Annotated in this window: 27 protein-coding genes; 19 read left to right on the plus strand and 8 right to left on the minus strand. The window is 71.4% G+C overall.

Annotation, left to right across the window (positions count from 1 at the left end; translation table 11 throughout):
- Positions 1-63 precede the first annotated feature (63 nt).
- The 8 genes from AB0K14_RS24855 (at position 64) to AB0K14_RS24890 (ending at position 5,761) form a co-directional block, all read left to right on the plus strand.
- A complete protein-coding gene (locus tag AB0K14_RS24855; protein WP_360453506.1) occupies positions 64-609 on the plus strand; it encodes a lipid droplet-associated protein in 546 nt (181 codons plus the stop codon).
- Entirely contained in the window at positions 606-1,907 is a 1,302-nt protein-coding gene (xseA, locus tag AB0K14_RS24860) for an exodeoxyribonuclease VII large subunit (RefSeq protein WP_360453503.1), read from the plus strand. Before AB0K14_RS24855 ends, xseA begins: the two co-directional genes overlap by 4 nt.
- Positions 1,888-2,295: a sugar ABC transporter substrate-binding protein gene (locus AB0K14_RS24865; RefSeq protein ID WP_360453501.1), complete on the plus strand. Its 408-nt coding sequence runs from the start codon at positions 1,888-1,890 to the stop codon at positions 2,293-2,295. The genes xseA and AB0K14_RS24865 overlap by 20 nt, the downstream gene beginning before the upstream one ends.
- Positions 2,292-2,501 carry an exodeoxyribonuclease VII small subunit gene (locus tag AB0K14_RS24870; protein WP_053719410.1) on the plus strand — a complete coding sequence of 70 codons (210 nt, stop codon included), beginning with the start codon at positions 2,292-2,294 and terminating at the stop codon, positions 2,499-2,501. Before AB0K14_RS24865 ends, AB0K14_RS24870 begins: the two co-directional genes overlap by 4 nt.
- Before the next feature lie 53 nt (positions 2,502-2,554).
- Positions 2,555-3,610: a class II fructose-bisphosphatase gene (glpX, locus tag AB0K14_RS24875; protein ID WP_360453496.1), complete on the plus strand. Its 1,056-nt coding sequence runs from the start codon at positions 2,555-2,557 to the stop codon at positions 3,608-3,610.
- A gap of 126 nt (positions 3,611-3,736) precedes the next feature.
- Positions 3,737-4,504: a serine protease gene (locus AB0K14_RS24880; protein WP_360453493.1), complete on the plus strand. Its 768-nt coding sequence runs from the start codon at positions 3,737-3,739 to the stop codon at positions 4,502-4,504.
- 401 nt (positions 4,505-4,905) lie between these two features.
- Entirely contained in the window at positions 4,906-5,271 is a 366-nt protein-coding gene (locus AB0K14_RS24885; RefSeq protein ID WP_360453490.1) for a L,D-transpeptidase, read from the plus strand.
- A 55-nt stretch (positions 5,272-5,326) separates the two neighbouring features.
- Positions 5,327-5,761, plus strand: coding sequence for a L,D-transpeptidase (locus AB0K14_RS24890; protein WP_360453487.1), 435 nt, complete (start codon positions 5,327-5,329; stop codon positions 5,759-5,761).
- A gap of 30 nt (positions 5,762-5,791) precedes the next feature.
- Here AB0K14_RS24890 and AB0K14_RS24895 read toward each other — a convergent pair whose 3' ends face one another.
- On the minus strand, positions 5,792-6,763 hold the full coding sequence (locus tag AB0K14_RS24895; RefSeq protein ID WP_360453484.1) for an NAD(P)/FAD-dependent oxidoreductase: 972 nt from the start codon (positions 6,761-6,763) through the stop codon (positions 5,792-5,794).
- 80 nt (positions 6,764-6,843) lie between these two features.
- Here AB0K14_RS24895 and AB0K14_RS24900 point away from each other — a divergent pair, with 80 nt between their 5' ends.
- Entirely contained in the window at positions 6,844-8,238 is a 1,395-nt protein-coding gene (locus tag AB0K14_RS24900; protein ID WP_360453481.1) for a class II fumarate hydratase, read from the plus strand.
- Between the two features lie 86 nt (positions 8,239-8,324).
- Here the strand turns inward: AB0K14_RS24900 and AB0K14_RS24905 are convergent, their stop codons facing one another.
- A complete protein-coding gene (locus tag AB0K14_RS24905; protein WP_360453479.1) occupies positions 8,325-9,254 on the minus strand; it encodes a DMT family transporter in 930 nt (309 codons plus the stop codon).
- A gap of 48 nt (positions 9,255-9,302) precedes the next feature.
- On the opposite strand from AB0K14_RS24905, the gene AB0K14_RS24910 reads away from it, so the two are divergent.
- The 6 genes from AB0K14_RS24910 (at position 9,303) to AB0K14_RS24935 (ending at position 16,683) form a co-directional block, all read left to right on the plus strand.
- Complete coding sequence (locus tag AB0K14_RS24910; RefSeq protein WP_360453476.1) at positions 9,303-10,673, plus strand: PLP-dependent aminotransferase family protein; 1,371 nt, start codon at positions 9,303-9,305, stop codon at positions 10,671-10,673.
- Positions 10,674-10,772: 99 nt separating this feature from the next.
- The gene (locus AB0K14_RS24915; protein ID WP_360453473.1) at positions 10,773-12,299 is read left to right on the plus strand and encodes an ATP-dependent DNA ligase; all 1,527 of its coding nucleotides are present in this window, start codon (positions 10,773-10,775) and stop codon (positions 12,297-12,299) included.
- 430 nt (positions 12,300-12,729) lie between these two features.
- Complete coding sequence (locus AB0K14_RS24920) at positions 12,730-14,169, plus strand: GuaB1 family IMP dehydrogenase-related protein (protein WP_360453470.1); 1,440 nt, start codon at positions 12,730-12,732, stop codon at positions 14,167-14,169.
- Positions 14,170-14,195: 26 nt separating this feature from the next.
- Positions 14,196-15,158 carry an ABC transporter ATP-binding protein gene (locus tag AB0K14_RS24925; protein WP_360453467.1) on the plus strand — a complete coding sequence of 321 codons (963 nt, stop codon included), beginning with the start codon at positions 14,196-14,198 and terminating at the stop codon, positions 15,156-15,158.
- Positions 15,155-15,922 (plus strand): ABC transporter permease, encoded by a 768-nt coding sequence (locus tag AB0K14_RS24930; RefSeq protein WP_360453464.1) that lies wholly within the window; start codon positions 15,155-15,157, stop codon positions 15,920-15,922. The genes AB0K14_RS24925 and AB0K14_RS24930 overlap by 4 nt, the downstream gene beginning before the upstream one ends.
- Before the next feature lie 32 nt (positions 15,923-15,954).
- A complete protein-coding gene (locus AB0K14_RS24935; RefSeq protein ID WP_360453461.1) occupies positions 15,955-16,683 on the plus strand; it encodes a Pr6Pr family membrane protein in 729 nt (242 codons plus the stop codon).
- Here AB0K14_RS24935 and AB0K14_RS24940 read toward each other — a convergent pair.
- Positions 16,671-17,960, minus strand: coding sequence for a PhoH family protein (locus AB0K14_RS24940; RefSeq protein ID WP_360453458.1), 1,290 nt, complete (start codon positions 17,958-17,960; stop codon positions 16,671-16,673). The genes AB0K14_RS24935 and AB0K14_RS24940 overlap by 13 nt on opposite strands.
- Positions 17,961-18,453: 493 nt before the next feature.
- Positions 18,454-19,713 carry a DUF885 domain-containing protein gene (locus AB0K14_RS24945; RefSeq protein WP_360453455.1) on the minus strand — a complete coding sequence of 420 codons (1,260 nt, stop codon included), beginning with the start codon at positions 19,711-19,713 and terminating at the stop codon, positions 18,454-18,456.
- Between the two features lie 219 nt (positions 19,714-19,932).
- Between AB0K14_RS24945 and AB0K14_RS24950 the strand changes: the two genes are divergently transcribed.
- Both AB0K14_RS24950 and AB0K14_RS24955 read left to right on the plus strand, forming a co-directional pair.
- Positions 19,933-20,280, plus strand: a complete 348-nt coding sequence (locus AB0K14_RS24950; RefSeq protein WP_360453452.1) for a hypothetical protein — start codon at positions 19,933-19,935, stop codon at positions 20,278-20,280.
- A gap of 353 nt (positions 20,281-20,633) precedes the next feature.
- Entirely contained in the window at positions 20,634-20,981 is a 348-nt protein-coding gene (locus tag AB0K14_RS24955) for a hypothetical protein (protein WP_360453449.1), read from the plus strand.
- 109 nt (positions 20,982-21,090) lie between these two features.
- Here AB0K14_RS24955 and AB0K14_RS24960 read toward each other — a convergent pair whose 3' ends face one another.
- Positions 21,091-21,870 (minus strand): isoprenyl transferase, encoded by a 780-nt coding sequence (locus AB0K14_RS24960; protein WP_360453446.1) that lies wholly within the window; start codon positions 21,868-21,870, stop codon positions 21,091-21,093.
- A gap of 82 nt (positions 21,871-21,952) precedes the next feature.
- Here AB0K14_RS24960 and AB0K14_RS24965 point away from each other — a divergent pair, with 82 nt between their 5' ends.
- On the plus strand, positions 21,953-22,630 hold the full coding sequence (locus AB0K14_RS24965; RefSeq protein WP_360453444.1) for a hemolysin III family protein: 678 nt from the start codon (positions 21,953-21,955) through the stop codon (positions 22,628-22,630).
- A gap of 18 nt (positions 22,631-22,648) precedes the next feature.
- The gene (locus AB0K14_RS24970; RefSeq protein WP_360453441.1) at positions 22,649-23,074 is read left to right on the plus strand and encodes an NUDIX domain-containing protein; all 426 of its coding nucleotides are present in this window, start codon (positions 22,649-22,651) and stop codon (positions 23,072-23,074) included.
- Positions 23,075-23,135: 61 nt separating this feature from the next.
- On the opposite strand, the gene AB0K14_RS24975 is transcribed toward AB0K14_RS24970, so the two are convergent.
- The 3 genes from AB0K14_RS24975 to AB0K14_RS24985 all read right to left on the minus strand — a co-directional run bounded on the left by AB0K14_RS24975 (position 23,136) and on the right by AB0K14_RS24985 (position 26,538).
- Positions 23,136-23,828, minus strand: coding sequence for a class I SAM-dependent methyltransferase (locus AB0K14_RS24975; RefSeq protein WP_360453438.1), 693 nt, complete (start codon positions 23,826-23,828; stop codon positions 23,136-23,138).
- Between the two features lie 108 nt (positions 23,829-23,936).
- Positions 23,937-24,494: a hypothetical protein gene (locus AB0K14_RS24980; RefSeq protein ID WP_360453435.1), complete on the minus strand. Its 558-nt coding sequence runs from the start codon at positions 24,492-24,494 to the stop codon at positions 23,937-23,939.
- A gap of 76 nt (positions 24,495-24,570) precedes the next feature.
- A complete protein-coding gene (locus tag AB0K14_RS24985; protein WP_360453432.1) occupies positions 24,571-26,538 on the minus strand; it encodes a thioredoxin domain-containing protein in 1,968 nt (655 codons plus the stop codon).
- Positions 26,539-26,546: the final 8 nt, after the last annotated feature.

Below are 26,546 nucleotides of genomic sequence, written 5' to 3' on the forward strand. Positions count from 1 at the left end.
GCCCCCAGGGTACGGCGTGCCGGATGTAGGCATCCGACCGCCGACTGCGGCAGGCTGTAGGGCATGAAGCCACTGCCCCTGACCATCCGCCTCGCCGCGGGACTGGCGGCCACCGCCGTCGAGCAGGCCCGGAAGCTCCCGGGGCAACTCGCGGGCCTCCCGGTCACCGTGGTCAGTGAGGCCCTCCAGCTGTCCATGCGGGTCCAGCAGCGGGTGACGGAACTCGCAATCAAGGGCGACGACGTGCTGTCCGTGCTGCGCCCGGTGGAGCAGGAACCCGAGTGGGCGACGTTCGACGAGGACGAGCCGGAGACCGGCGTGCCGATGCCCGGCGTCCCGGCGGCCGGGGAGCAGACGGTCGGCGTGCCGACGGCCGGGGAGCAGACGGCCGACGACCCGTGGGCGGAGGAGGAGCAGGCGCTGGCCGCCGAGCCGCCCGCCGTGCTGCCGAACTACGACGAGCTGTCGCTGGCGCAGCTGAGGGCCCGCCTGCGGACGTTGACGGCGCAGGACCTGGAGGAGTTGCTGGCGCACGAGCGCACGCACGCCGACCGGCCCGAGTTCACCGGCATGCTCACCCGCCGCATCGCGAACCTCAAGACGCAGTGACAGAGGAGAAGTCCAGCCCCGAGAACCCGTGGCCGGTGCGGACGGTCGCGCGCAAGATCTTCGACTGGATCAACCGGCTCGGCGACGTGTGGGTCGAGGGCCAGGTCACCCAGCTCAGCGCGCGCCCGGGCACGGCGACGGCGTTCCTCACCCTGCGCGACCCGTCGGTGGACATGTCGATGCAGCTGACCGCGCCCGTCGGCCTGGTGCGCGAGCTCCAGTTGACCGAGGGCAGCCGGGTGGTGGTGCACGGCAAGCCCAACTTCTTCCCCAACCGCGGCACGCTGAGCCTGCGCGTGGACGAGATCCGCCAGGTCGGCATCGGCGAGCTGCTGGCCCGGATCGAGCGGCTGCGCAAGCTGCTGGGCGCGGAGGGCCTGTTCGACCCGCGCCGCAAGCGCAAGCCGCCGTTCCTGCCGAACAAGATCGGTCTCATCACGGGTCGCGCGTCGGCCGCCGAGCGGGACGTGCTGACCAACGCGCACGCCCGCTGGCCGGGCGCCCGGTTCCGGGTGGTCAACGTTGCGGTGCAAGGGGCGTTGGCGGTGCCGCAGATCCTCACCGCACTGTCGACTCTGGACCGCGACCCCGAGGTGGACGTCATCGTGCTGGCCCGCGGCGGCGGCAGCGTGGAGGACCTGCTGCCGTTCTCCGACGAGGCGCTGTGCCGGGCGGTGTCGCAGTGCCGCACGCCGGTGCTGTCCGCGATCGGGCACGAGCCGGACACCCCGCTGGTGGACCACGTGGCCGACCTGCGCTGCTCCACGCCGACCGACGCGGGCAAACGGGTGGTGCCCGACGTCGCGGAGGAGGGCGAGCGGATCCGCCAGCTGCGCGACCGCAGTCGGCGCGCCCTGCACGGCTGGGTGGACCGGGAGCGCAAGCTGCTCGCGGCGCTGCGGACCCGACCTGCGCTTTCCGACCCGCACGGTCCGCTGGACCGGCGCGCGGAGGACGTGGACCGGCTGCGCGAGCGCGCCCGGCGGGCGGTGCGCAACCGGCTCGACTCGGAGACCGCGGGGCTGATCGCGACCACGGCGCGCTTGACGACCCTCGGGCCTGCCGCCACGCTGGCGCGGGGGTACGCGGTGGTCCAACTCGTCACCCCCGACGGGGTCGACGGGGTCCTCCGGTCGACCTCCCAAGCTCCCGCGGGCACCCAGCTGAGGGTGCGCGTGGCCGACGGCGCCGTGCACGCGGTCGTGACCACCGCCGGCGGAGACGGCAATCCCGCCACCGCCGCCGAGGGCGGCGACGAGGCGGAGAGAGGAGGCGGTGGTGCCCAACCCGGCACGTGAGCCCACGTTCCTGCCCTTGACGGTGGCCGCCGCGGGCGCCGGCGACGACGAGGGCGCCGTCACCGTGCGCGACCGCGCCGAGTCGGCCGACCGGGCCGCCGCCGACTGCTGGCTGTCGCTGGTCGCCGGCTGCACGTCGGGCAGGCAGACGTTGATCAACCGGCTGCACGACCTGTCCGAGGCGACCTGCGGGTACGCCGGGGTGCGGTGGTGGCTCGGCCACGGGTCGGTGCACCGCAGGCGCGTCGCCGACGCCGAGCACCGCATCGACGACGCGGTGCGCGAGGGTGACGGCGCGGAGTTCGCCGAGGCTTTCATCGGCTACGACCAGGCGGTCGCGACCGTCGTGGTGCACGTCCAGAACCGATTGGGGAAGTTGTCCACGTGAGTGAGCCGGGCTACGAGCAGGCCAGGGACGAGTTGGTGGAGGTGGTCCGCCGGCTGGAGGCGGGCGGCCTGTCGCTGGAGGAGTCGCTGGCGCTGTGGGAACGCGGCGAGGCCCTGGCGAAGACCTGCGAACGGCAGCTCGCGGGGGCCCGTGAACGGATCGATCAAGCACTCAGTGTGACCGAGGAGGACGTGGCCGAGGCCTGACGACGTGCGAGGATTGCCTTTACCGGCCGGTAATCTTCGCAGGAGGAAACGTCATGGTCACAGGCAGCAGCCCGTCCGAGCGCCGTCGCGAGGCACCCGACCGGAACCTCGCGCTGGAACTCGTCCGGGTGACCGAGGCGGCCGCGATGGCCGCCGGGCGCTGGGTGGGCCGCGGCGACAAGAACGGTGGCGACGGCGCGGCGGTGGACGCCATGCGCAAGCTGATCGGCACCGTGTCCATGCGCGGTGTGGTGGTGATCGGCGAGGGCGAGAAGGACGAGGCGCCCATGCTGTTCAACGGCGAGGAGGTCGGTGACGGCAACGGCCCCGAGTGCGACGTGGCGGTCGACCCGATCGACGGCACCACGCTGATGGCCAAGGGCATGCCGAACGCGCTGGCGGTGCTCGCGGTGGCCGAGCGGGGCGCGATGTTCGACCCGTCCGCCGTGTTCTACATGGAGAAGCTCGCCACCGGGCCGGAGGCGGCCGACGTCATCGACATCACCGCGCCGATCGCGGAGAACATCCGCCGGATCGCGAAGGCCAAGCACAGCGACGTCTCCGACGTGACGGTGTGCATCCTGGACCGGCCGCGGCACGAGTCGCTGGTGCGCGACGTGCGCGCGGCGGGCGCCCGGATCCACTTCATCTCCGACGGCGACGTGGCGGGCGCGATCTCGGCGGCCCGGCCCAACACCGGCATCGACCTGCTGGTCGGCATCGGCGGCACGCCCGAGGGCATCATCGCGGCGGCGGCGCTGAAGTGCATGGGCGGCGCGATCCAGGCCAAGCTGTGGCCCAAGGACGACGACGAGCGGCAGAGGGCGCTGGACGCGGGCCACGACCTGGACCGGGTGCTGCTGACCGACGACCTGGTGCGCGGCGACAACGTGTTCTTCTGCGCGACCGGCGTCACCGACGGCGACCTGGTGCGCGGCGTGCACTACCGGGCGGGCGGCTGCACGACCCAGTCGATCGTGATGCGGTCGAAGTCCGGCACGGTGCGGATGATCGACGGCTTCCACCGGCTCACCAAGCTGCGCGAGTACTCGTCGGTCGACTTCGACATCCCGATCACGGGCGAGGACGCGCTCCCGCCGCTGCCGTAGTCCTACCGGGCGCTGTCAACTGTGAACCGAGCGTTACCGGCCGATCGGCTGTAGTGATCACCCCGCGCTCATCCCTAGTTTCCGATCCGTCCCCGAGCACCCTGCGCCGGGGACGGAGAGGAAGCGATGAAGGTTCGTACCCTGTTCACCGCGTTCGCGGTGGCGGTCGGCGCGGCACTCGCCTCGGCGGCCGGGGCGGCGGCGGCCCCGGCGACCGACGGCGGCGTCACCCCGTTCATCGTGGGCGGCGGCAACGCCACGCAGACCTACTCGTGGATGGTCTCCCTGCAGAGCACCACGGGTAGCCACTTCTGCGGCGGCTCGCTGATCAAGGCCAACTGGGTCGTCACGGCCAAGCACTGCGTGCAGGGCCGGTCGGCGTCCTCCATCCGGGCCCGCATCGGCACGACCAACCGCACCAGCGGCGGCACGGTCGCGTCCGGCGCCCAGGTGATCACCCACTCGTCGTACGACATCGCGCTGGTGCGCCTGGCCACCTCGGTGGGCCAGACGCCGATCGCGGTGGCGTCGACGTCCGGTGCGGCCGGCACGGCGACCCGCATCATCGGTTGGGGCCAGACCTGCGCCCCGCGCGGTGGCTGCGGCGCGCCGGTCACCCTGCAGGAGCTGAACACGTCGATCGTGGCGGACAGCCGCTGCCTGGGCATCTACGGCTCGGTCGAGATCTGCACGAACAACCCCAACGGCAACTCGGGCGCCTGCTACGGCGACTCGGGCGGCCCGCAGGTCAAGTCCGTGAACGGGGTGTGGCAGCTGGTCGGCGCCACGAGCCGCGCGGGCAACAACAGCTCCACCTGCGCCACCGGCCCGTCGATCTACATGGACGTGCCGGCGTTCCGCTCGTGGATCAGCCAGTACGCGGGCGCGGTCTAGACCCAACCGGGTCCGGGCCACCCGGCCCAGACCGCTCGTCCGCGCGTTCGAAGGGCCGTCCCACCTCTGGGTGGGGCGGCCCTTCCCCATTCGTTATCAACCGGCCGGCAACCGAGGGGCTCGGGACGGCGTCTCCAGGATCAGTACACAGCACGATCCCTGGGGGGTGCGCGATGCGCAGAGCAGCACTGGTGGTAATCGCTTTCCTGGCAACGGCTTGCGGGACGTCCGAGGCCTCCGGCCCGGCCACGTCTCCGTCTCCGTCTTCTTCTCCTTCCGCTCCTTCTTCCTCCGCCGCACCGTCGTCGGAACCGTCGGCCCCGGCGCCCGCGCCGACTCCCGCGCCGACGACGGAGACCACGAAGACGCCGGAACCGCAGCCCGCGCCGCCGCCCCCGCCGATGACCGTGCCCGGCACGCCGTGCGACATCACCGACGGCGCCTGCGTGCGGCTGTCGACCAACGAGTCGTGGCTGATCAGCGGTGGCAAGATCAGCTACGGGCCGGTGCCGACGACGTCCGGGCAGCCCGGCTGGGAGACGCCCGTCGGCTACTTCTCGGTGCTGTGGAAGGTGGAGCTCGACTACAGCCGCGACTTCGGCATGGCCGAGATGCCGTACTCCACGTACTTCGTCAGCAATGGCATCGCGTTCCACGAGGGCAGCCTCACCGACGAGTCCCACGGCTGCATCCACCTGTCACCCGAAGCGGCGGCGAAGTACTTCCACACCCTCCAGGTGGGCGACCAGGTCCAGGTCGCCGCATAACTGAAAGTGTTCGAACGACTCGGACGGGGTAACCGAGTGCCGAGGAGTGATTGCGATGATGAGGAAGATGCTCGGCACGACGGCGCTGGCCGCGGCGGCTCTGACCTTCGGCCTCGCGACCCCCGCCTCCGCTTCGACCGGTACGCCCTGCTCCGTGCAGAACGGGGCGTGCGTGCAGTTGTCCACCAACCAGGCGTGGCTGATCTACAACGGGAACGCCAGCTACGGCCCCGTCCGGGTGTCCCACGGGATGCCGGGCTACCAGACGCCGGTCGGCACGTACCCCGTGCTGCGCAAGGTGAAGGACGACTGGAGCGTGCCCTACAACGGACCGATGCCGAACGCGGTGTACTTCACCACGAGCGGCATCGCGTTCCACCAGGGTGACACCAACACCCAGTCGCACGGCTGCGTGCGCCTGGGCCCGCAGGAGTCGGTGGTGTTCTACGACAACCTGTTCCCGGGCGAGCAGGTCCAGGTAGTGCCTTAGCAGGTCCAGGTAGTGCCTTGAGGGTCTCGTTCAGCTCGCGTTGCTGGAGTGGCCCGGGAACAGGTGGGCCTCCGGGTTGAGCAGCACGGCGATGTTGTTCACCGCGGTGGCGGCCTCGCCGAACCCGGTGGCGATCAGCTTCACCTTGCCGGGGTACTGGGCGACGTCACCCGCGGCGTAGACGCGGTCCCGGGCGGTGCGCATGGTGGTGTCCACCACCACCGCCCGGTGGTCCAGCTCCAGGCCCCACGACTCGATCGGCCCGAGGTCGGCGGTGAAGCCCAGGGCCGCGACCACGGCCTGCGCGGGCAGCACCTTGCGGTCGCCGCCCTTCAGGCCGAGCTCCACCTCGGCCAGGTCCGGGTCACCGCGCAGCGCGAGCACCTCCGCGTCGGTGATGATCTCCACGCCGAGCTCGCGGACCTGCCGCACGGTCGGCGGGTGGGCGCGGAACGTCGCACGGCGGTGCACCACGGTGACGCTGGACGCGATCGGGTGCAGCGCGAGCGCCCAGTCGAACGCCGAGTCGCCGCCGCCGACGACCACCACGTCCTGGCCGGTGTGCACGTTGAGCTTGGGCACGAAGTGCACCACGCCGCGGTCCAGCCAGCCGTCGCCCGCGGGCAGCGGACGGGGCCGGAACTCGCCGATGCCCGCCGTGATCAGCACCGCGCCGGCCCGCACCACGCCGCCGTCGGCGAGCCCGACCTCCAGCCGACCGTCCACATCGGACATCGTGCGGGCCTGCCTGCCGAGCAGGTACGTCGGCTTCCACTGGTCCGCCTGCTGCACGAGCGCGGTCACCAGCTCGCGACCGCGCACCGCCGGGAACCCTGCCACGTCGAAGATCATCTTCTCCGGGTACATGGCGGTGATCTGGCCGCCCGCCTCGGGCAGCGCGTCGACCAGCGCGACGGACAGGTCCCGGAAGCCCGCGTAGTACGCCGCGAACAGACCCGTGGGGCCGGCACCGACGATCAGCAGGTCGACCTCAAGCTCCATGTCCTCGACCTTAGGTGTTCCAGGCCACTCTTCCCACCCTTCCCGGGCCGACCTGGGGGAGGCGGTCCAAACTCGGTGGTATGGGTGAACAGGAGTACCGCGTCGAACACGACACCATGGGCGAGGTCAAGGTCCCGGTGGACGCGCTGTGGCGTGCGCAGACTCAGCGCGCGGTGGAGAACTTCCCGATCTCCGGACGTGGTCTGGAGCGCGCGCAGATCCGGGCGCTCGGCCTGCTCAAGGCCGCCACGGCCCGGGTGAACGAGCGGCTGGGGGTACTGGAACCCGAAGTCGCCGCGGCCATCGCGTCGGCCGCCGACGCCGTCGCGGCGGGCGAGCACGACGAGCACTTCCCGGTGGACGTGTTCCAGACCGGGTCCGGCACGTCGTCGAACATGAACGCCAACGAGGTGATCGCCACCCTGGCGAGCCGCGCGCTCGGCCGCGAGGTGCACCCGAACGACCACGTCAACGCGTCGCAGTCGTCCAACGACACGTTCCCGACCACGCTGCGGGTCGCGGCGACGGAGGCGGTGGCGCGTGACGTCGTCCCGGCCCTGGAGCACCTGGCCTCGGTGCTGGACGCCCGGGCCGCCGACTGGACGTCGCTGGTGAAGTCCGGCCGCACGCACCTGATGGACGCCGTGCCGATCACCCTGGGCCAGGAGGCGGGCGCGTGGGCCACCCAGGTCCGCTACGGGATCGAGCGCCTGACCTCGTCACTGCCCCGCCTGGCCGAGCTGCCGATCGGCGGCACGGCCGTGGGCAGCGGCCTGAACGCGCCCGCGGGCTTCGGCGCGGCCGTGTCGGCGGAACTGGCCTCGGTCACCGGCCTGCCGCTGACCGAGGCCCGCGACCACTTCGAGGCGCAGGCCACCCAGGACGGCGTGGTGGAGATCTCCGGCCAGCTGCGCGCCACCGCCGTGGGCCTCTACAAGATCGCGAACGACCTGCGGTGGCTGGGTTCCGGCCCCCGCACCGGGCTCGGCGAGCTGGCGCTGCCGGACCTCCAGCCGGGCTCGTCGATCATGCCGGGCAAGGTGAACCCGGTGATCCCCGAGGCCACGATGATGGTGGTCGCGCAGGTCATCGGCAACGACGCCGCGGTGGCGTTCGCCGGCTCGCAGGGCAACTTCCAGCTCAACGTGATGCTGCCCGTGATCGCCCGCAACGTCCTGGAGTCCGCGCGCCTGCTCGCCGCCGTGGCCCGCCTGCTGGCCGACAAGGTCCTCACCGGGGTCGAACCGCAGGTCGACCAGATGCGCGAGTACGCCGAGTCGTCGCCGTCCATCGTGACCCCCCTCAACCGCTACCTGGGCTACGAGGAGGCCGCCTCCATCGCCAAGCAGTCCCTCCGCGAGCGCAAGACCATCCGCGAGGTCGTCCTGGAACGCGGCCACGTCCCCTCCAAGCTCTCCGAAGCCGACCTCGACCAAGCCCTCGACGTCCTCCGCATGGCCAACGGCAACCGCTAACCGCACCCGCACCCGCGAGTCGTACCTCCAGAACGCGCGTGTCCTACGTTCGCGTCACCCGTGTCCTACGTTCAGGACCCCCGAGTTCAACGCTCAGAACGCGCGAGCTGGGCGTTCGGGTCCTGACGGGGTGGGTCGTGCAGGGGCGGGCGGTCGACGTCGGCCGTCCGCCCCCGCAGCCCGATCACGCACCCGACGGCCACCGCGACCGCCCCCGCCAACGCCACCGCGGTCAACGCCTGCGCGCCCAACGCCACCGACGCCACGAGCCCGGCCACCGGCATCAGCCCGATCAGCACCCCGGCCCGGTCGGCGCCCAGCTGCGCCACCGCGAAGTACCAGAGCCCGAACGCCACCGCGGTCAGCACGACCCCCAGCACCACCAGTGCCACCCCCTCGCGCACCGTCGGCACCTGCCACCCGCCGAACACCGTGCCCAGCACCCCACCGACCGCGGCCGCGATCAGGCAGCACCACGTCGCCACCGCCAACCCGCCCATCCGCCGCACCACACCCACCGCGAACAGCGTGAACGACGCCTCCCCCGCCATCGTCAACAACGCCAGCAGCAACCCCGGCCCGTACCACGACCCACCGCCGGACAGCACCACCACCCCGCCGACCACGGCCACCGCGCCCACCACCGCCGCGACGGCCGGCTTCCGCCCCGCCAACAACGGCGCGACCAGCGCCAGCACCAGCGGGCTTGCCCCGAGCACGGCCGCGACGAACCCCGGCTCGGCGTACCGCTGCGCGCACAGCACGCACGCGTTGAACCCGAGCATCCCGGTCGCCACCAGCGCCAGCAGCGCGGGCCAGTCCCGCCGCCCCGGCACCGGCAGCCGCCCGCCCCGCAGGAACACCCATCCGAGCAACGCCACCCCGCCCAGCGCGTACCGCATGGCCTGCCCCGTGAGCAGCGGGTACGCCTGGAGCATGCCCGTCACCGGCACGGACGCACCCACGATCACCGACGACGTCGCGCCCGCCGCGATGGCGGTTCTGCTGGTTCTCATGGTGCAGAACCCTCGTCGACGAGTGGTCCAGGTTTAAGCTCCACTTCGATGCCAACCAACTGGACCACTTACCGGGAGCTCCTCCTCCCCACCTCGACCGGGCGGCGCGCGGTCGAGTCCGAACTGCGCCGCGCCGTGCGGGACGGGCGGCTCGCACCGGGCACCCGCCTGCCCTCCAGCCGCGACCTGGCGGCCCAACTCGGCGTCGCCCGCGGCACCGTCACCTCCGCCTACGCGCAGCTCATCGGCGAGGGCTACCTGACCGCACGGCACGGCTCGGGCACCACCGTCACGGCCGCCTGCACGTGGCCGGGCGCGGTCGCCGCCGAACCGGAGCCCGCGCCGAGGTTCCGGTACGACCTGAAACCCGGCGTGCCCGCGTTGAGCGCCTTCCCGCGCGACGAGTGGCTGCAGGCGCAGAAGTCGGCGTTGGCGGACCTGTCCACAGACGACCTCGGCTACCCGGACCCGGCCGGTTTCGGCCCGTTGCGCCGGGAGCTCGCCGACTACCTCGGCCGGGTGCGGGCGGTGGCGGCACGACCGTCCGAAGTGGTCGTGACCAACGGCGCGGCGGAGGGGATCTCGTTGCTGGGCCGCGTGTTGCAGGCGGCAGGGCACCACAGCGTGGCGGTGGAGGAGCCGAGCCACTTCGGCGGCGCCGAGATGCTGGCGTCGCACGGGCTGGAGATCCGGCCGATCCCGGTCGACGACAACGGACTCCGCGTCGACCTGCTGTCCACAACGGACTGCCGCGCGGTCTTCGTCACGGCGGCGCACCAGTTCCCGTTGGGCGTCGTGCTGCACCCGGAACGTCGCCGTGCCCTGTTGGACTGGGCGCGCGCGTGCGACGGCGTGGTCGTGGAGGACGACTACGACGCCGAGCACCGCTACGACCGGCCCGCACTGGGCGCGATGCAGGCACTGGACCCGACGCGCGTGGTGTACCAGGGCAGCGCGAGCAAGGTCCTCGCGCCCGCGTTGCGGCTGGGGTGGCTGGTGCTGCCGCCCGCGCTGCGCGACGTCGTCGTGGACCGCAAGCGCTTGGACGACCTGGGCACCGGGACGTTGCACCAGGCCGCGTTCGCCCGGCTGCTGAGCACCGGCGGGTACGACCGGCACCTGCGGCGCACCCGTCAGCTGTACCGGGCGCGGCGGGACGCGCTGCTGGACGAGCTGCGGGCCGTGCTGCCGGCGTGGGAGCCGATCGGGGTGGCGGCCGGGTTGCACGTGGTCGTGAGGCTGCCGGCCGGGACGGACGACGTGGCGTTGCAGGAGCGGCTGGCCCGGCGTGGCGTCAACGCCCCCGCGTTGGCCCGGTACGCCCGCACGCCGACGTTCCCCGGGCTGGTCCTCGGGTACGCGGCGTTGACGCCCGACCGGCTCCGCGAGGCGGTCCGGGAGCTGCGCGCGGCGGTGTGACCCACCTTCGTCGAGCCGCTTCCCGGCCGAGCCGGCTGTGTGCCGAGCCGGCTGTCGGCTGAGCCGGTTTTTGTCGGGGGTCGGGTGCACCATGGTCGGGTGTTGTTCACCGAAGTCGTCGAGACGTCCGCCGCCGTGGGGGCGACGCGGTCCCGCCTGGCCAAGGTCGCCGCCCTGGCCGAGCTGATCCGCCGGATGAGCACGCCCGCGGTGGTGTCGTTCCTGGTCGGCGTGCCGAGCCAGGGGCGCATCGGTGCTGGTTGGCGCACCGTGTTCGACCTGGCCGTGGCACCGGCAGCGGCCCCTTCGCTCACCGTGTCCGATGTGGACGAGGCGCTGGGCGCGTTCGCCTCGATCGGCGGCAAGGGCTCGACGGCGCGGCGGGCGGCGTTGTTGACCGACCTGTTCGGCCGGGCGACGGCCGCCGAGCAGGACTTCCTGCGGCGGCTGCTGACCGGTGAACTGCGCCAAGGTGCACTCGAAGGGGTGATGTTGGACGCGATCGCGCGGGCGGCCGACGTGCCCGGCGAGGTGGTGCGGCGGGCGTTCATGCTGTCGGGGAAGCTGCCGGAGACGGCCGTGGCCGCGATGAGCGGTGTGAAGTCGTTGGAGGCGTTCCGGCTGGAGGTCGGGCGGCCGGTGCGGCCGATGCTCGCGTCGCCGGCGGAGTCGTTGCCCGAGGCGTTGGCCGAGCTCGGGTCGTGCGTGGTGGAGCACAAGCTCGACGGTGCGCGGATCCAGGTGCACCGGTCGGGTGACGCGGTGCGGGTCTTCACGCGGACGTTGCGGGAGATCACCGGCACCGTGCCGGAGCTGGTGGAGCTGGTGCGCGCGCTGCCGTGCACGTCGGTGGTGCTGGACGGCGAGACGCTGGCGTTGAACGACGACGGCAAGCCCAGGCCGTTCCAGGAGACGATGAGCCGGTTCGGGGCGCAGGACGTGCGGGAGCTGCTGCTCAGCCCGTTCTTCTTCGACTGCCTGCACCTGGACGGGGTCGACCTGCTGGACGAGCCGTTGCGGGCGCGGCTGGAGGCGTTGCGCCGGGTGGCGGGGCGGCACGTGATCCCGGGGGCGGTGTCGCCGGCCGAGGACGAGGCGGCGCGGGTGCTGGACGAGGCGCTGGCCGCCGGGCACGAGGGCGTGATGGTGAAGTCGCTCGGGTCGGTGTACGCGGCGGGGCGGCGGGGGCGGGCGTGGCAGAAGGTGAAGCCCGTGCACACGCTGGACCTGGTGGTGCTGGGCGTCGAGTGGGGCAGCGGGAGGAGGAAGGGGCTGCTGTCGAACCTGCACCTGGGCGCGCGTGACCCGGACGGCGGGCCGCCGATCATGGTCGGCAAGACGTTCAAGGGGCTGACCGACGAGTTGCTGGCTTGGCAGACGCGTGAGTTGATGGCGATCGCGACGGAGAAGACGGACTGGGCGGTGGTGGTCAGACCGGAGATGGTGATCGAGATCGAGTTGGACGGTGTCCAGGTGAGCCCCAGGTACCCGGGCGGTGTGGCGCTCCGGTTCGCCCGGGTGCTCCGGTACCGACCGGACAAGGACGCGGGTGAGGCGGACACGATCGACGCGGTCCGCGCCCTGCTCCCGAAGCACCAGGACGATCCGGGCGACACGATCGAGTGAACATCGCCGGAAAATGTACGGAAACACTGTTACCGCACCTCGGTTGAAACGAAGAGGAACCCCGACCAACCCGCCCCGTGCCGCCAACCACCCAGCCGCCCGGACCGGACGCAAGCGGAACGGTGGTAAGCGCGCCGGCAAGGACGCCGCACAGGAGCCCGCAAGGCCGCCGGCGGGGACGTCTGCAAAGCCGCCGACACGGGAGCCCGCAAGGCCGCCCGCGCGAGAGCCGGCAGGACGCCGGCACAGGAGTCGACGAAAGCGCTGGCACAGGAGCCGGCGAGAGTGGTGGCCTAGGAGCCGGTGAGGGCGCTGGAGCCGCACGAGTGCGGCTTTGGAGGAACCCACAACCACAGACCCGTACCGATCCACCCCCTTGGTGCGCACAACCAGGGCGAATCGGCCCCGACGCGGGTATCGTCAAGGTCTCGTGCGGTTCATCGAAGGGCATCGGCCCAGCTACGACCTGACCTACGACGACGTCTTCCTCGTGCCCGGCCGATCGGCCGTCGATTCGAGGTTCGGCGTCGACTTGTCGACCTCCGACGGAACGGGGGCGACGATCCCGATCGTGGTCGCGAACATGACCGCGGTGGCGGGACGCCGGATGGCGGAAACCGTGGCGCGCCGCGGCGGGCTGGTGGTGCTCCCGCAGGACGTGGCGCCCGAAGCGGTCGCGGAGATCGTCCAGTGGGTGAAGGCACGGCACACCGTGTGGGACACCCCGCTGACGCTGCACTCCGGCGACTCGGTCGCCGACGCGGTCAACCTCCTGCACAAACGGGCGCACGGGGCGGTGGTCGTGATCGACGACGACGGTCGGCCGACGGGTGTGGTGGACGAGGCGGCGTGCGCCGGCGTCGACCGGTTCACCCGGCTGCACGACGTCGCCGACGAGCGGATCGTCACCCTTCCGTTGGACACCCTTCCGCGTGACGTTTTCGACCGGCTGCACGGCGGCACCCAGCGGGTCGCGCTGGGCGTCGACGCCGACGGCCGGCTGCGCGGCGTCATGACGAGCCTGGGCGCGCTGCGCGCGGGCGTCTACCAACCCGCCCTCGACAGCGCGGACAAGCTCCGCGTCGCCGCCGCCATCGGCGTGAACGGCGACGTCACCGCCAAGGCCGAGCAACTCCTCCAAGCCGGCGTCGACACCCTGGTCGTGGACACCGCCCACGGCCACCAGGAGAAGATGCTCGCCGCCCTCAAGGCCGTCCGCGAGGCCCGCCCGACCGTCCCGGTCGTCGCCGGCAACGTCGTCACCGCCGAGGGCGTCCGCGACCTGGTCGAAGCCGGCGCGGACATCGTCAAGGTCGGCGTCGGCCCGGGCGCGATGTGCACCACCCGGATGATGACCGGCGTCGGCCGCCCGCAGTTCTCCGCCGTCGCCGAGTGCGCCGCGGAGGCCCGCAGGCTCGGCAGGCACGTCTGGGCCGACGGCGGCGTCCGCCACCCGCGCGACGTCGCCCTCGCCCTCGCCGCCGGCGCGTCCAGCGTGATGATCGGCTCCTGGTTCGCCGGCACCTACGAGTCGCCCGGCGACCTCCAGCGCGACGAGCAGGGCCGGCTCTACAAGGAGTCGTTCGGCATGGCGTCGAAGCGGGCCGTGTCCGCGCGCACCCGCACCGACAACGCCTTCGACCGCGCCAAGAAGGGCCTGTTCGAGGAGGGCATCTCCACCTCGCGCATGCGCCTGGACCCCGGCAGCCCCGGCGTCGAGGACCTGATCGACGCCATCACCGCGGGCGTCCGCAGCGCCTGCACCTACGCGGGCGCGCAGACCATGGAGGAGTTCCACGCCAAGGCCACCGTCGGCGTCCAGAGCGCCGCCGGGTTCGCCGAGGGCCGTCCGCTGCCGTCGGGCTGGTGACCGCCACCCGTCACTAGGCTCGACCGGTGGACGAAGCCGTGGTGGTGACGGACCTGGTGAAGGTCTACAAGAGCGGTCGGAAACCGGCCGTGGACGGGCTGGGCTTCGCGGTCCGCCGAGGTGAGGTGTTCGGCCTGCTCGGCCCGAACGGCGCGGGCAAGACGACCACCGTTGGTGTGCTGACCACCAGGGTCCGGCCGACGTCCGGCACGGCCCTGGTGGAAGGCGTCGACGTGGTCGCCGACTCCCGGCGGGCACGTCGGCTGCTCGCCGTCGTCCCCCAGCGCAACAACCTCGACCGCGCGCTGAACGTGCGGCAGAACCTGCTGTTCCACGCCGCCTACCACGGCGTCGGCCGCGCCGAACGGCAGCGGTTGGCCGACGAGGTCCTGACGCGGATGGGTCTGGAGGACCACGCCAAGAGCCTGGTGGACACGCTCTCCGGCGGCCAGGCGCAACGGCTGATGATCGCCCGCGCCCTGATGCACCGGCCGAAGGTGCTGTTCCTCGACGAGCCGTCGACGGGCCTGGACCCGCAGGCACGGCTGTTCGTGCACGACCGCGTCGCCGCCCTGCACGCCGACGGCGTCACGGTCGTGCTCACCACGCACGACATGGACGAGGCGCACAAGCTGTGCGACCGGGTCGGCATCGTCGACCACGGCAGGCTGCTCGCGCTCGACACGCCCACCGAGCTCACCAGGACCCTGCCCGGCAGCACCACGCTCAGCGTCAGCGTCACCCTGGACGGCGCAGCCCCTGAGTCGACCGCCTCGGTGACCGACGGCCTGACCGAGGTCGAGGGCGTGCAACGAGTGGAGCACGTGCGGGGCACGTTCCGCCTCTACACCGACGTCGCGCCCGCCGTGGCGCTGCCGGAGGTGCTGCGGACCCTCGAACGGCTGGGCGCACCGGTCACCGACCTGTCCATCGGCACGCCGAGCCTGGAAGACGTGTTCATCCACCTGACGGGCAGGGAGCTGCGATGACGTCGCTGCGCACGTTCAACGCGATCCTGTGGCGGGACGTCTTCGTGACCGGCCGCGAGCTGCCGAGCTTCCTCGCGCAGGTGATCATCCAGCCGTTCTTCATCCTGTTCATCTTCGCCAAGGTGCTCGGCGACATCGGGTTCGTGCAGGACGACTTCGCCGCCGTGCTGCTGCCCGGCATCGTGGCGATGAACGGGTTCCTGGGCGCGTTGCAGAACACGACGCTGCCGCTGGTGCTGGACTTCTCGTGGACGCGCGAGATCGAGGACCGCCTGCTGGCGCCCATCCCGATCCCGCTGGTCGCGGTGGAGAAGATGGTGTTCGGCGCGTTGCGCGGGCTGCTCGCCGCGCTGCTGATGATCCCGATCGGGTTCGTCATGCTGGACGTGAGCTGGCCCGCGGCCGGGCTGCCCGCGGCGCTCCTGGTGATCGTCCTGGGTTCGCTGGCGGGTGCGGCGGTGGGCATGGTCATCGGCACGTCGGTGTCGGCGCGGCACATCACCGTGATGTTCGCGGTGATCCTGACCCCGCTGCTGTTCACCGGCTCGGCGCAGTTCCCGTGGCCGGCGTTGGACGGCCTGCGGTGGTTCCAGGTGCTGTGCGCGCTGAACCCGCTCACCTACGTCAGCGAGGGCATGCGCGCCGTGCTGGTGCCGGAGGTCGAGCACATCCCGCTGTGGGTGTGCTTGGTGGTGCTCGTCGCGTCGGTGCTGGGTTTCGGCGCGCTGGGCATGCGCGGTTTCCTGCGGCGGGCGCTCGACTAGCAGGACCGGGGCGGCGGCCCGATGATCGGGCGATGAGCACCGGACCGCGTTCCACCGCCCGGCACACCGGCTCGCGGGTGTGGCACGGCGTGCTGGCGGGCGTGATCGCCGCGTCGCTGATCACCCAGTTGGTGCTGCTGTTCACCGGTGGGGCGGACGTCAACTCGGGTCACGCCGAGGTGCAGGTGGCGCTGGGTGTGCGGCTCATCCGGTTGTTCAGCTACTTCACGATCCAGAGCAACCTGTTCGTGCTCTTCGTGGCGGTCACGTTGGCGGTGAACCCGGCCCGGGATGGCCGCGGTTGGCGGGTGGCGCGGCTGGACGCGCTGCTCGGCATCACGATCACCGGCGTCGTGTTCGCCCTCGTGCTCGCCCCGCTGGTTCACCCGGTCGGTGTGGCCTGGTGGGTGAACTTGGGCTTCCACCGGCTCTCGCCGGTGCTGGCCGTGCTCGGCTGGCTGCTGTTCGGCCCGCGGCCGCGCGTCGACCGGGCGACGATCACCAAGGCGCTGCTGATCTGGCCGGTACTGTGGATCCTGTATACATTCGCCCACGGCGCGCTCACGGACTGGTACCCGTACCCGTTCCTGGACGTGACCGACATCGGCTTCGGCACCGCACTGCGCAACGCCCTGTTCGTGCTGGTCGCCGCCGGAATTCTGGCCTGGATAATGCAGATCGTAGACAAAAACCTGGGAGGGGCCCGCCCGACCACCGTGACCGGGCAGGCCCCTCCGAGGACGGACCGTCAGGAGGCGTAGTCCTCCAGCATCTCGGTGACCAGCGCGGCGATCGGTGAACGCTCCGACCGCGTCAACGTCACGTGCGCGAACAGCGGGTGGCCCTTCAGCTTCTCGATGACCGCAGCCACCCCGTCGTGCCGCCCCACGCGCAGGTTGTCACGCTGCGCCACGTCGTGCGTGAGCACCACCCGCGAGTTGGCGCCCAACCGCGACAGCACGGTGAGCAGCACGTTGCGCTCCAGCGACTGCGCCTCGTCCACGATCACGAACGAGTCGTGCAGCGACCGGCCGCGGATGTGGGTCAGCGGCATGACCTCCAGCATGCCGCGGTCCATGATCTCCTCGACCACGTCCTGGCTGACCAGCGCGCCGAGCGTGTCGAACACGGCCTGCGCCCACGGCTGCATCTTCTCGCTCTCGGAGCCGGGCAGGTAACCCAGCTCCTGCCCGCCCACCGCGTACAGCGGGCGGAACACGACGACCTTGCGGTGCTGGCGGCGTTCCATGACCGCCTCCAGGCCCGCGCACAGCGCGAGCGCCGACTTGCCGGTGCCGGCCCGTCCGCCCAGCGAGACGATGCCGACCTCGGTGTCGAGCAGCAGGTCCAGCGCCACGCGCTGCTCGGCCGACCGGCCGTGCAGGCCGAACGCCTCCCGGTCGCCGCGCACCAGCCGGAGCTGCTTGTCCGCCGTGACCCGGCCCAACGCGCTCGACGTGCCCGCCAGCAGCCGCAACCCGCTGTGGCACGGCAGCTCGGCGACGTGCGCCAGGTCGAACAGCGCCGGGTCGATCACGGTGTCGCGGTACAGCGCGTCCACCACGGACTGGTCGACGTCCACGTCGGACATCCCGGAGTAACCGGACAACGTGACGTCGTGGGCCCGGTACTCCTCGGCGGCCAGGCCGACGGCGCCCGCCTTGACCCGCAGCGGCATGTCCTTGGTGACCAGCGTGACGTTGTTGCCCTCGGCCGCGAGGTTGAGCGCGCAGGCCAGTATCCGGGCGTCGTTGGAGTCCGTGCGGAAACCCGCGGGCAGCACCTCCGGGTCGGAGTGGTTGAGCTCCACGCGCAGCGTGCCGCCGTCCGCGCCGGTCGGGACCGGGTGGTCCAACCGGCCGTGCCGCAGTCGCAGGTCGTCGAGCAGGCGCAACGCCTCCCGGGCGAACCAACCGAGTTCCGGGTGGTGCCGCTTGCCCTCCAGCTCGCTGATCACCACGAGCGGCAGCACGACCTCGTGCTCGGCGAACCGCGTGGTGGCCAGGGGGTCTGAGAGGAGCACGGACGTGTCCACCACGTACGTGTTGGTCGTCGGCGCGCCACGGCGCCGGGAAGTGCTGCGCGATGAGCCTGAGGAACGGCTCGCGGGTCGTCGTGCGTTCACGGCAACTCCCTCACGAACGCGGCACCCGCGTCCGCTCCTCGCTGGGCCAGGCACCACCCTGATCGACCGGACCGCCTCGCTAGCTCAGGCGTGCCGGCCACGAGGGCCGGGTGCCGGCCCCCTCGCGCTCATCACCGCCGGCGGAACCGGCGATACGACGACAGCCACGATCAGGGCCTCCCTGCGCGGTCCGCAGTGGACGCGTCCCGCCAACCGGAAGTTACCTCCGCCAGTCCCTCTTATGCAGGCAGCCACACAGGTGATTCGCCAATTCGTCACTTCGTCGCAAAACGGGCGAAAGATGGCGACATGGGGTGCCGGCGGCCGACGCGGGGCCGTCACATCGGCGCAACACCACCTCGTCCACGCAGCTCAGAGCCGGTGCGGCCGGATGTGCGGCAGTCGGTCACCCAGGGTCGCGGTTCAGCCAGGGCACCCCGGCCGCGACCTCCTCCGCCAACGCCGCCGGCACTAGTGGTTCGTCAAGAAGTCTCAAATACCGGTCACCCAAAGTGTCCGCGGGCGCACGCAGGTCCAGCCAGGCGCGGACCAGGCGCACGCCCTCCACGTACGTCGTGGTGTACGCCCGCCACAGAGGGTCACCGAGGAAGCGCAGCATGTGGCGGGCACGGCGTTCGGGGACCAGCAGCCACCGGCACAGGAAGTCCACCACGTCGTCCGGATGGGCACGCCGGTCGTGCAGCATGAGGGCGGCGTCCTGACGCACGGTGAGCAGTCCGGACAGCGCGTTCTCCACGCGCTCGGCCAGCTCGCCGTCCATCCGCAGGCCGAGGTCGGCCATGATCTCCTCGGCCCAACGGCCCCAGCCCGGGCCGACCGCGGCGTGCAGGCCGAGCTCGGCCATGCCCTCGGCCATCAGGCACTGCGGCGTGTTGATCAGGAACAACGCCTGCTCGGCGTGCCCGCGCTTGCCGACCAGGCCCACCTCCTTGCGGCAGTGCTCGGTGTGGTGGCCGGGGTAGGACTCGTGCGCGACCAGGTGCGGCAGGTTGGACATCCGGTGGCCCAGGTCGGCGTTGATCGCCACCCGCGACCGGAAGCCGCCCAGGTAGTAGTTGAAGCCGCTCCACGGCTTGTCGACGACGACCTCGTACTCCACCACCTCGTTCACCGGCAGCTCGAACCGCTGACGCACGCGGTCGCGCAGCGCGCTCGACAGGGCGTGCACGGCGGCCTTGAGGCGACGAGGTGGCACCTCGTCGGCCGCGCGGTGGTCGGCGAGCCGCTCGGCCAGCGTGCCGGTGCCGGGCAGCAGCTCGTCCAGGCCCGCGTGCGCGCGGCGGTAGGTGTCGGGGTGGCCGGGGCGGACGTCGACCTGGAAGTACGCCCGCACCTCGTCCACGAAGCCGACGCGGACACCGGCGAGCTTGCGCGCGATCGTCTCCGCGGCCACCAGGTGGGCGTCCAGGAAGCGCTTGCGGTCGGGCTCCAGGTCGGCGCCGGGCAGCTCCCGGCGCAGCAGCGCGGCCTGCTCGGTCAGCGCGACCGGGTGGGGCCTCGGCTCGCCGTCCACGGCGCGGCGCAGCGCCCGGTCGCCGGTGAACGAGTCGACCAGGCCGGGCGACAGCCTGTCCAGCCGCAGCCCGAGCAGCAGGTACTCACGCACGATCCGGTCGCCGTCCACGAACTGAAGACCATAGAGCATAGAGATGACCGGACGGTTTACCACAAGAGCGCCGGGCCGACGAATTATGACCACCGAAGGCACCGCAATGGGGGACAACACCCTTCGGTGGATCACACAATGGTGTTATAGAGATCCATATGGGGCCTGAGGTTCGGTAGCTTGCCCCGCAGACGAACCACATCCGGGCTTCCGAGCAGCGCTGGATCGACGGGGAAACCCACAAAGAGGAGTGTTGAAGTGCTGAAGAAGGCAGGCACCGTCGTCGCGGTCATGGCCGGACTGATGATGGTCGGCGCTCCGGCATTCGCCGTTGCCGGTGAACCCCACGAGCACGGCGACGGTTACTCGCCGGGCGAGGGTCACGGCCACGGCCACTCGGAGGACGGCCACTGGCAGGCGTGGGTGGAGCAGGACGACGACGAGGGTGGCGAGGTCCACCAGTTCGGCCTGATCAACTTCGCCGACGACTCGGACGTCCTCAGCAACATCAACATCTGCAACGTCGAGGTCAACGTCCTCGCGATCCCGATCCTGTCCAACAACGACCAGGCGGTCTGCATCAACACGGACAACGACGGCGGCTGAGCGACCGACCGGTCGAACCGGTCAGGCCGGACCGACCTCGTGCCGTGAGCCACCGAACGACTGCCGGTCGCCGGCGAACGGCGTGCAGAGGACCACGGGGCACGCGCCCCGGCGTTAATTAGCGTGAATGGACGGCGCGAGTATGTGGCCGCGTTGTCCGGAACAAACCCGAGAACCCAAACCGGTAAAACATTGTTCACACGATGGTGTTGCCCGGATGCAATCCACAACACAAGCCGGTAAATTACCGAGCGAGGGCAAACCGCCTGAGCCGCCAGACTCCCCGAATGCTCGGAATGTGGAACGAGGTTCTGGGCGTCACATTAATTCCCCACTAGAGGAGTGTGTTTCACATGTTGAAGAAGGCAGGCGCCGTCGCCATCGCCGCGGCTGGTCTCATGTTGCTGGGCTCTCCCGCGTTCGCGACGCCGCACCACCACGGTGACGGGTTCGGCGACGACTACACCGCGGTCGGCGAGTTCGAGAACCACTACCTGGCCGAGGCGCCCGACGGTGACTACGCGGACCAGTTCGGCTTGATCAACTTCGCCAACGACTCCGACCTGTTGAGCAACATCAACGTCTGCGAGGTCGAGGTCAACGTGCTCGCGATCCCGATCCTCTCGAACAACGACGAGAACTACTGCATCAACACCGACGACGACGGCAACAGCGACACCGGCCAGTCGATCGACGACTGAGTCCTGCGCTGATCGTCCGCTGAGGGCGGCGCTCCCCGGTCGGGGGAGCGCCGCCCTTCGGCATCACAGCACCGTCCATCGGCATGACCGCGCCGCTCTTCGGTATTGGCTAGGAGCCGAAGCGGCGGTGCCGGACGGCGTAGTCGCGCAGGGCCCGCAGGAAGTCGGTGCGGCGGAACTCCGGCCAGTAGGCCTCGCAGAACCAGAACTCGGAGTGCGCGGACTGCCACAGCATGAAGCCCGACAGCCGCTGCTCACCGGAGGTGCGGATGAGCAGGTCGGGGTCGGGCTGACCGGAGGTGTAGAGGTGCTCGGCGATGTGGTCGACGTCCAGGACCTCGGCCAGCTCCTCGATCGTGCCGCCGGACTCGGCGTGCTTCTGGAGCAGCTTGCGGACCGCGTCGGCGATCTCCTGCCGGCCGCCGTAGCCGACCGCGACGTTGACCTCCAGGCCGGTGCGGGCCTTGGTGCGCAGCGCCGCGGCGGACAACCGGGCGGCGGTCTCCGTGGGCAGCATGTCCAGCGCGCCGACGTGCCGGATGCGCCACGGGTTGCCGGGCTCGGCGAGCTCGTCGACGATGTCGGCGATGATGTCGAGCAGCGGTCCGAGCTCCTCGACGGGCCGGTTGAGGTTGTCCGTGGACAGCATCCACAGCGTGACCACCTCGACCTCGGCCTCGCGGCACCAGCTCAGCAGTTCCAGGATCTTGCGGGCGCCGGCGCGGTGGCCGTGCGCGACGTCGTCGAAGCCCGCCTCCTTGGCCCAGCGACGGTTGCCGTCGAGCACCACGCCGACGTGACGTGGTCGTTGCTTGCCGTCGAGCCATCGGTTGAGGCGGAACTCGTAACCCTTGAGCAGGACGCTCTTGACCCGTTCGCGAAGACCCACGCTGGAAGAGCGTACGCCGGGTGGGCGCGGTCACGCCGTCGTGTGCTGACCCGGTCTCCTACGCTCCCGTAACCTCAGCGGGGTGACCACGTCGACTCATCCCCAGCCGCCCGAGCCCGCCCTGCGGCCTCGCCTGCGGGGTTGGCTGCACCTCTGGTCGTTCGTCGTGTCCGTGGCGACCGGTGCGACGCTGATCGCCCTGGCCGCGGCCACCGTGTCGGCGAAGGCCGCGCTCGCCACGTCCGTGTACGGGGTGACGGTGCTCGGCCTGTTCGGCGTCAGCGCGCTGTACCACCGGGTGAACTGGGTCAGCGTGCGGGCGCGGACGTGGATGAAGCGCCTCGACCACTCCATGATCTTCGTGTTCATCGCCGGCACCTACACGCCGTTCGCGCTGCTGGCGATGCCGCCGAACACCGGCAACGTGGTGCTGCTCGTGGTGTGGTTGGGCGCCCTGGGCGGCGTGACGCTGAAACTGGCGTGGCCGCACGCGCCGAGGTGGCTCGGGGTGCCGATCTACATCGCCCTCGGCTGGGTGGCGGTGTTCGTCCTGCCGGACCTGCTGCACCACGTCGGCGTGGCGGCTCTCGTGCTGCTGCTGGTGGGCGGCCTGCTCTACACCGCGGGCGCCATCTTCTACGCCTCCCGCTGGCCCAACCCCTGGCCGCAGGTCTTCGGCTACCACGAGTTCTTCCACGCGGCCACCGTGCTGGCGGCACTGTGCCACTACATCGCCATCTGGTACGCGATCTACTCCTGACCTGCGTAAAGCAGAAGAATGGTCGGTACACCACGGCATTCGGTCAGCGTCGCCGGAATCGTGGTCGACGACGTCGGCCGGGTACTCGTCATCCGCCGCAGGGACAACGGCCGGTGGGAGCCGCCAGGTGGAGTGCTGGAGATCGCCGAGACGTTCGAGGAAGGCGTACGGCGAGAAGTCCTCGAAGAGACCGGCATCTCCGTCCGCGTGGAACGCCTGACCGGTGTCTACAAGAACATGCGGCGCGCCGTCGTGGCCCTGGTCTACCGCTGCACCCCACTGGGCGGAGTCAGCCGCACGACCGACGAAGCAGCTGCGGTCCGCTGGATGACACTCGATGAAGTGCGCGAGACGATGACGCCCGCCTACGCGATCCGAGTCACCGACGCGTTCGAGCGCGAGGTGCGCACCCGCGCTCACGACGGAGTGAACCTGCTCAGCTGATGAGAGCTCGGCGCCGAAGTCGTGGCGTACTGGCTTGATTCTTGCGGAGCCCGGAAGCGGGCTAAAGCGGACGGGTTGCCCTGATCCACAGGTGCCAGGGGGTCGGGTCGTTGTCGACCTGTGGTTCGCGGAGGGCCTCGATGAGCAGGCCGGAGTCCTCCAGGGCCGTGGTGTAGGCGCTCAGCGGGTGGTTCCAGCCGTGGAACTTCATTCGCATTCCGTCGCGTTCGACCTCGGCCTCGAAGCGGTGCCGGCCGAAGTAGGGGCGGTCCAGGACGAACAGGCCGTCGCGCCGGCTGCCGGTGTTGGTGATCGGGTGGGTGATCGCCAGGCAGAGCCTGCCGCCCGGTTCGAGCACCCGGCCGATCTCGCCGACGGTGCCCGGCAGGTCGTCGACGTCCATCAACACGCAGTAGGCGATGACCAGGTCGAAGCTGTGGTCCGGGAACGGCAGGTCAGCCGAGTCGGCCAACAGGTACCGCCCCTCGGGGTCGGCCTGTCGCGCCGCTTCCAGCAGCGCCGGCGAGGCGTCGATGCCGGTGACCCGGTGCCCGCGCTCGACGAGGTCGCGCGACACCCGACCTTCACCGCACCCGAGGTCGAGGGTGGCCCGGCCGGCGGGCGGCACCAGCGCGAAGAACGCGTCGCGGTAGCGCCAGTACGAGTCGAAGCCGGGTTTGCGCACCCAGGCGATCCAGTTCCGCGCCTGCTCGTCCCAGTCCTGCCCGGCCGCGGTCAACGCGCTCTCGGTCATTGGTCGCAGCGTAGTGCGGGCCGGGTGCGGGGCAATCGAATTACCAGGGCCGCGCGATCCGGGCCGACTTCCCCGTTTCCCGGATCGGCCGGGAAACGGGGGTGGTCGTCACGCCAGGTCGGGTCCTTGCGCACGCAGGTCGTCCACCCGGGTCATCGCCTCACGCAGCTCGGTCAGCCACGTGTCGGCGTGCTCGCCGACCAACCTCACGGCCCACGCCAGCGCCTCCGACCGCGACCGCGCCACCCCCGCCGCGACGAGGGTGTCCAGCACCTTGCGCTCGGGCTGCCGCAGCCTGGTCATGACCGGCACCGACAGCGTGGTGAACAGCTCCTCCGTACCGCCGAGCCGGGCGCCCCAGGCGACCTTGCGCCGGTAGCGGTGCTCGGCCTGGCGGGCGATCTCGATCCGCTCGTCCCTCGTCTGCTCGCGGAACCGGCTGATGCGGCCCGACTCGGCCGCGGTCCGCTCCGCGTCGTCGGCGAACTCGCCCTCCAACGCGGGCAGCGTGCCGACGACCAGGATCTCCTCCCGGTCCACCGTCACCACCGGCGCCTCGGTGAACCAGCCGTCGGGCAGCCTGCCGCCGAACCAGCCCGCCGCGTCGTCCGCCGGCGGCTGGTCGGCCTGCTGCCAACCGCCTCGGCCTCCCCATCCACGTCGCATCTCGCACCACCTCTGATTACATGATTACGATGATGCTGACGCTACGCGCGTTACGTCGACCGCTCAGCCCGGTTCGCTACCGGTGGACAGCCAGGGCCTCGGTCAGCTCGGACACCGACGTCACGGGCCGGTCGCACACGTACCCGCGGCACACGTAGGCCGCCGCACGGCCGTCGACCAGCGGCCGGTCGACCAGCAGCGGCGCGGAGTCGGGGGCGCCCGCCACCACCACGCCGCCGCCGTGCACGCCCTGCCAGGCCGCGCCGACCAGGTCCGGCGCGTCACCGACCACGGCGACCTGCACCGGCCCGAGCGCCAACGCCTCGGCCACGCTCAGCCAGTGCCCGGCGAACCGGGGTTCACGGGCGGCCAGCAGGCCGGCGCGGGCGACGGCGGCCTCGGCCGCTTCGCGGTAGGACGACGGACCGCCCAGCACCGACGCCGTCACCAGCGCCGAGGCCAGCGCCGACGCGCCGGACGGGCTCGCGTTGTCCGACGGGTCCGACGGCCGCTGCACCAACGCCTCCGCGTCGTCGGCGGTGTCGTGGTAGACGCCGGGCTCGTCGCCCGCGAACCGCGCCAACGCCGTGTCCAGCAGTCCGCAGGCGGTGGTGAACCACTTGACGTCACCGGTGGCCTGGTGCAGCGCCAGCAACCCGTCGGCGAAGCAGCCGTAGTCCTCCAGCACGCCCGCCGCCGTGCCCGCGACGCCGTGGCGGGACGTGCGCAGCAGCCGCCCGTCGACCAGGTGCACGTCCAGGACCAGCGAGGCCGCGTCGACCGCCGCACGCACCCAGCGCGGCTCGCCGAACACCGCGCCCGCCTCGGCCAGCGCCGCGATCGCCATCCCGTTCCACGCCGTCACGACCTTGTCGTCACGTCCCGGCTGCGGCCGCCGGTCGCGCGCCTCCAGCAGCTTGGCCGCGATCTCCGGATCCGGCGTGCCGAGCATCCGCAACGTCGACGTGCCGTGCTCGAACGTGCCCTCGTCCGTCACGCCGTACAGCGCCGCGGCGCGCGCTCCGGTCGCCAACCCCAGCACGTCGACCAGCTGCGCGGGCGTCCACACGTAGGTCGAGCCCTCGACGCCGTCGGTGTCGGCGTCCAACGACGCGGCGAACCCGCCCTCCGGCGTGCCGAGGTCGCGGAGCAGGAATTCCGCCGTCTCGCGCACCACGGCCCGGTAGCGCGGGTCGTCCTCACGGCGGCTCAGGTGGGTGTAGGCGCGGAGCAGCAGGGCGTTGTCGTACAACATCTTCTCGAAGTGCGGCACGACCCACGCCGCGTCCACGCTGTAGCGCGCGAAGCCCCCAGCCAGCTGGTCGTACAGCCCGCCGTTGGCCATCGCGTCGCACGTCGCGCGGGCCATCGACAGCGCCTGGACCGAGCCCGTCCGCTCGTGGTGGCGCACCAGGAACTCCAGCACCATGGACGGCGGGAACTTCGGCGCGCCGCCGAACCCGGCGTTGGCCCGGTCGAAGTGCCCGAGCAGCGACACCACCGCGCCCGCCAGCACGTCGTCGTCCACAGTGGACTGCGGCAGCGGCTTGAACGCCAGCTGCGCCACGATCGCCGCCGCCGACTCGCGCACCTGGTCGCCCTGCTCGTGCCACGCGTGGTCGATGGCCTCCAGCACCTGCCGGAACGACGGCAGGCCCGGGCGCGGCGACGGCGGGTAGTACGTGCCCGCGTAGAACGGCTCGCCGCCGGGCGTGAGGAAGCAGGTCATGGGCCACCCGCCGTGCCCGCTGAGGGCCTGCGTGACCGCCATGTAGACCGCGTCCACGTCGGGCCGCTCCTCGCGGTCCACCTTCACGTTCACGAAGTGCTCGTTCATGTAGGCCGCGGTGGCCTCGTCCTCGAACGACTCGTGCGCCATCACGTGGCACCAGTGGCACGCCGCGTACCCGACCGACAGCAGCACCGGCACGTCGCGCTCGCGGGCCTCGTCGAAGGCCTCCGGCGACCACGGCCACCAGTGCACCGGGTTCTCGGCGTGCTGGAGCAGGTACGGGCTGGTCGAGGACGAGAGCCGGTTCGTCATGGCCCCAC

Origin of the sequence: Actinosynnema sp. NPDC050801 (assembly GCF_040673975.1) — a bacterium.
GTDB lineage: Bacteria > Actinomycetota > Actinomycetes > Mycobacteriales > Pseudonocardiaceae > Actinosynnema.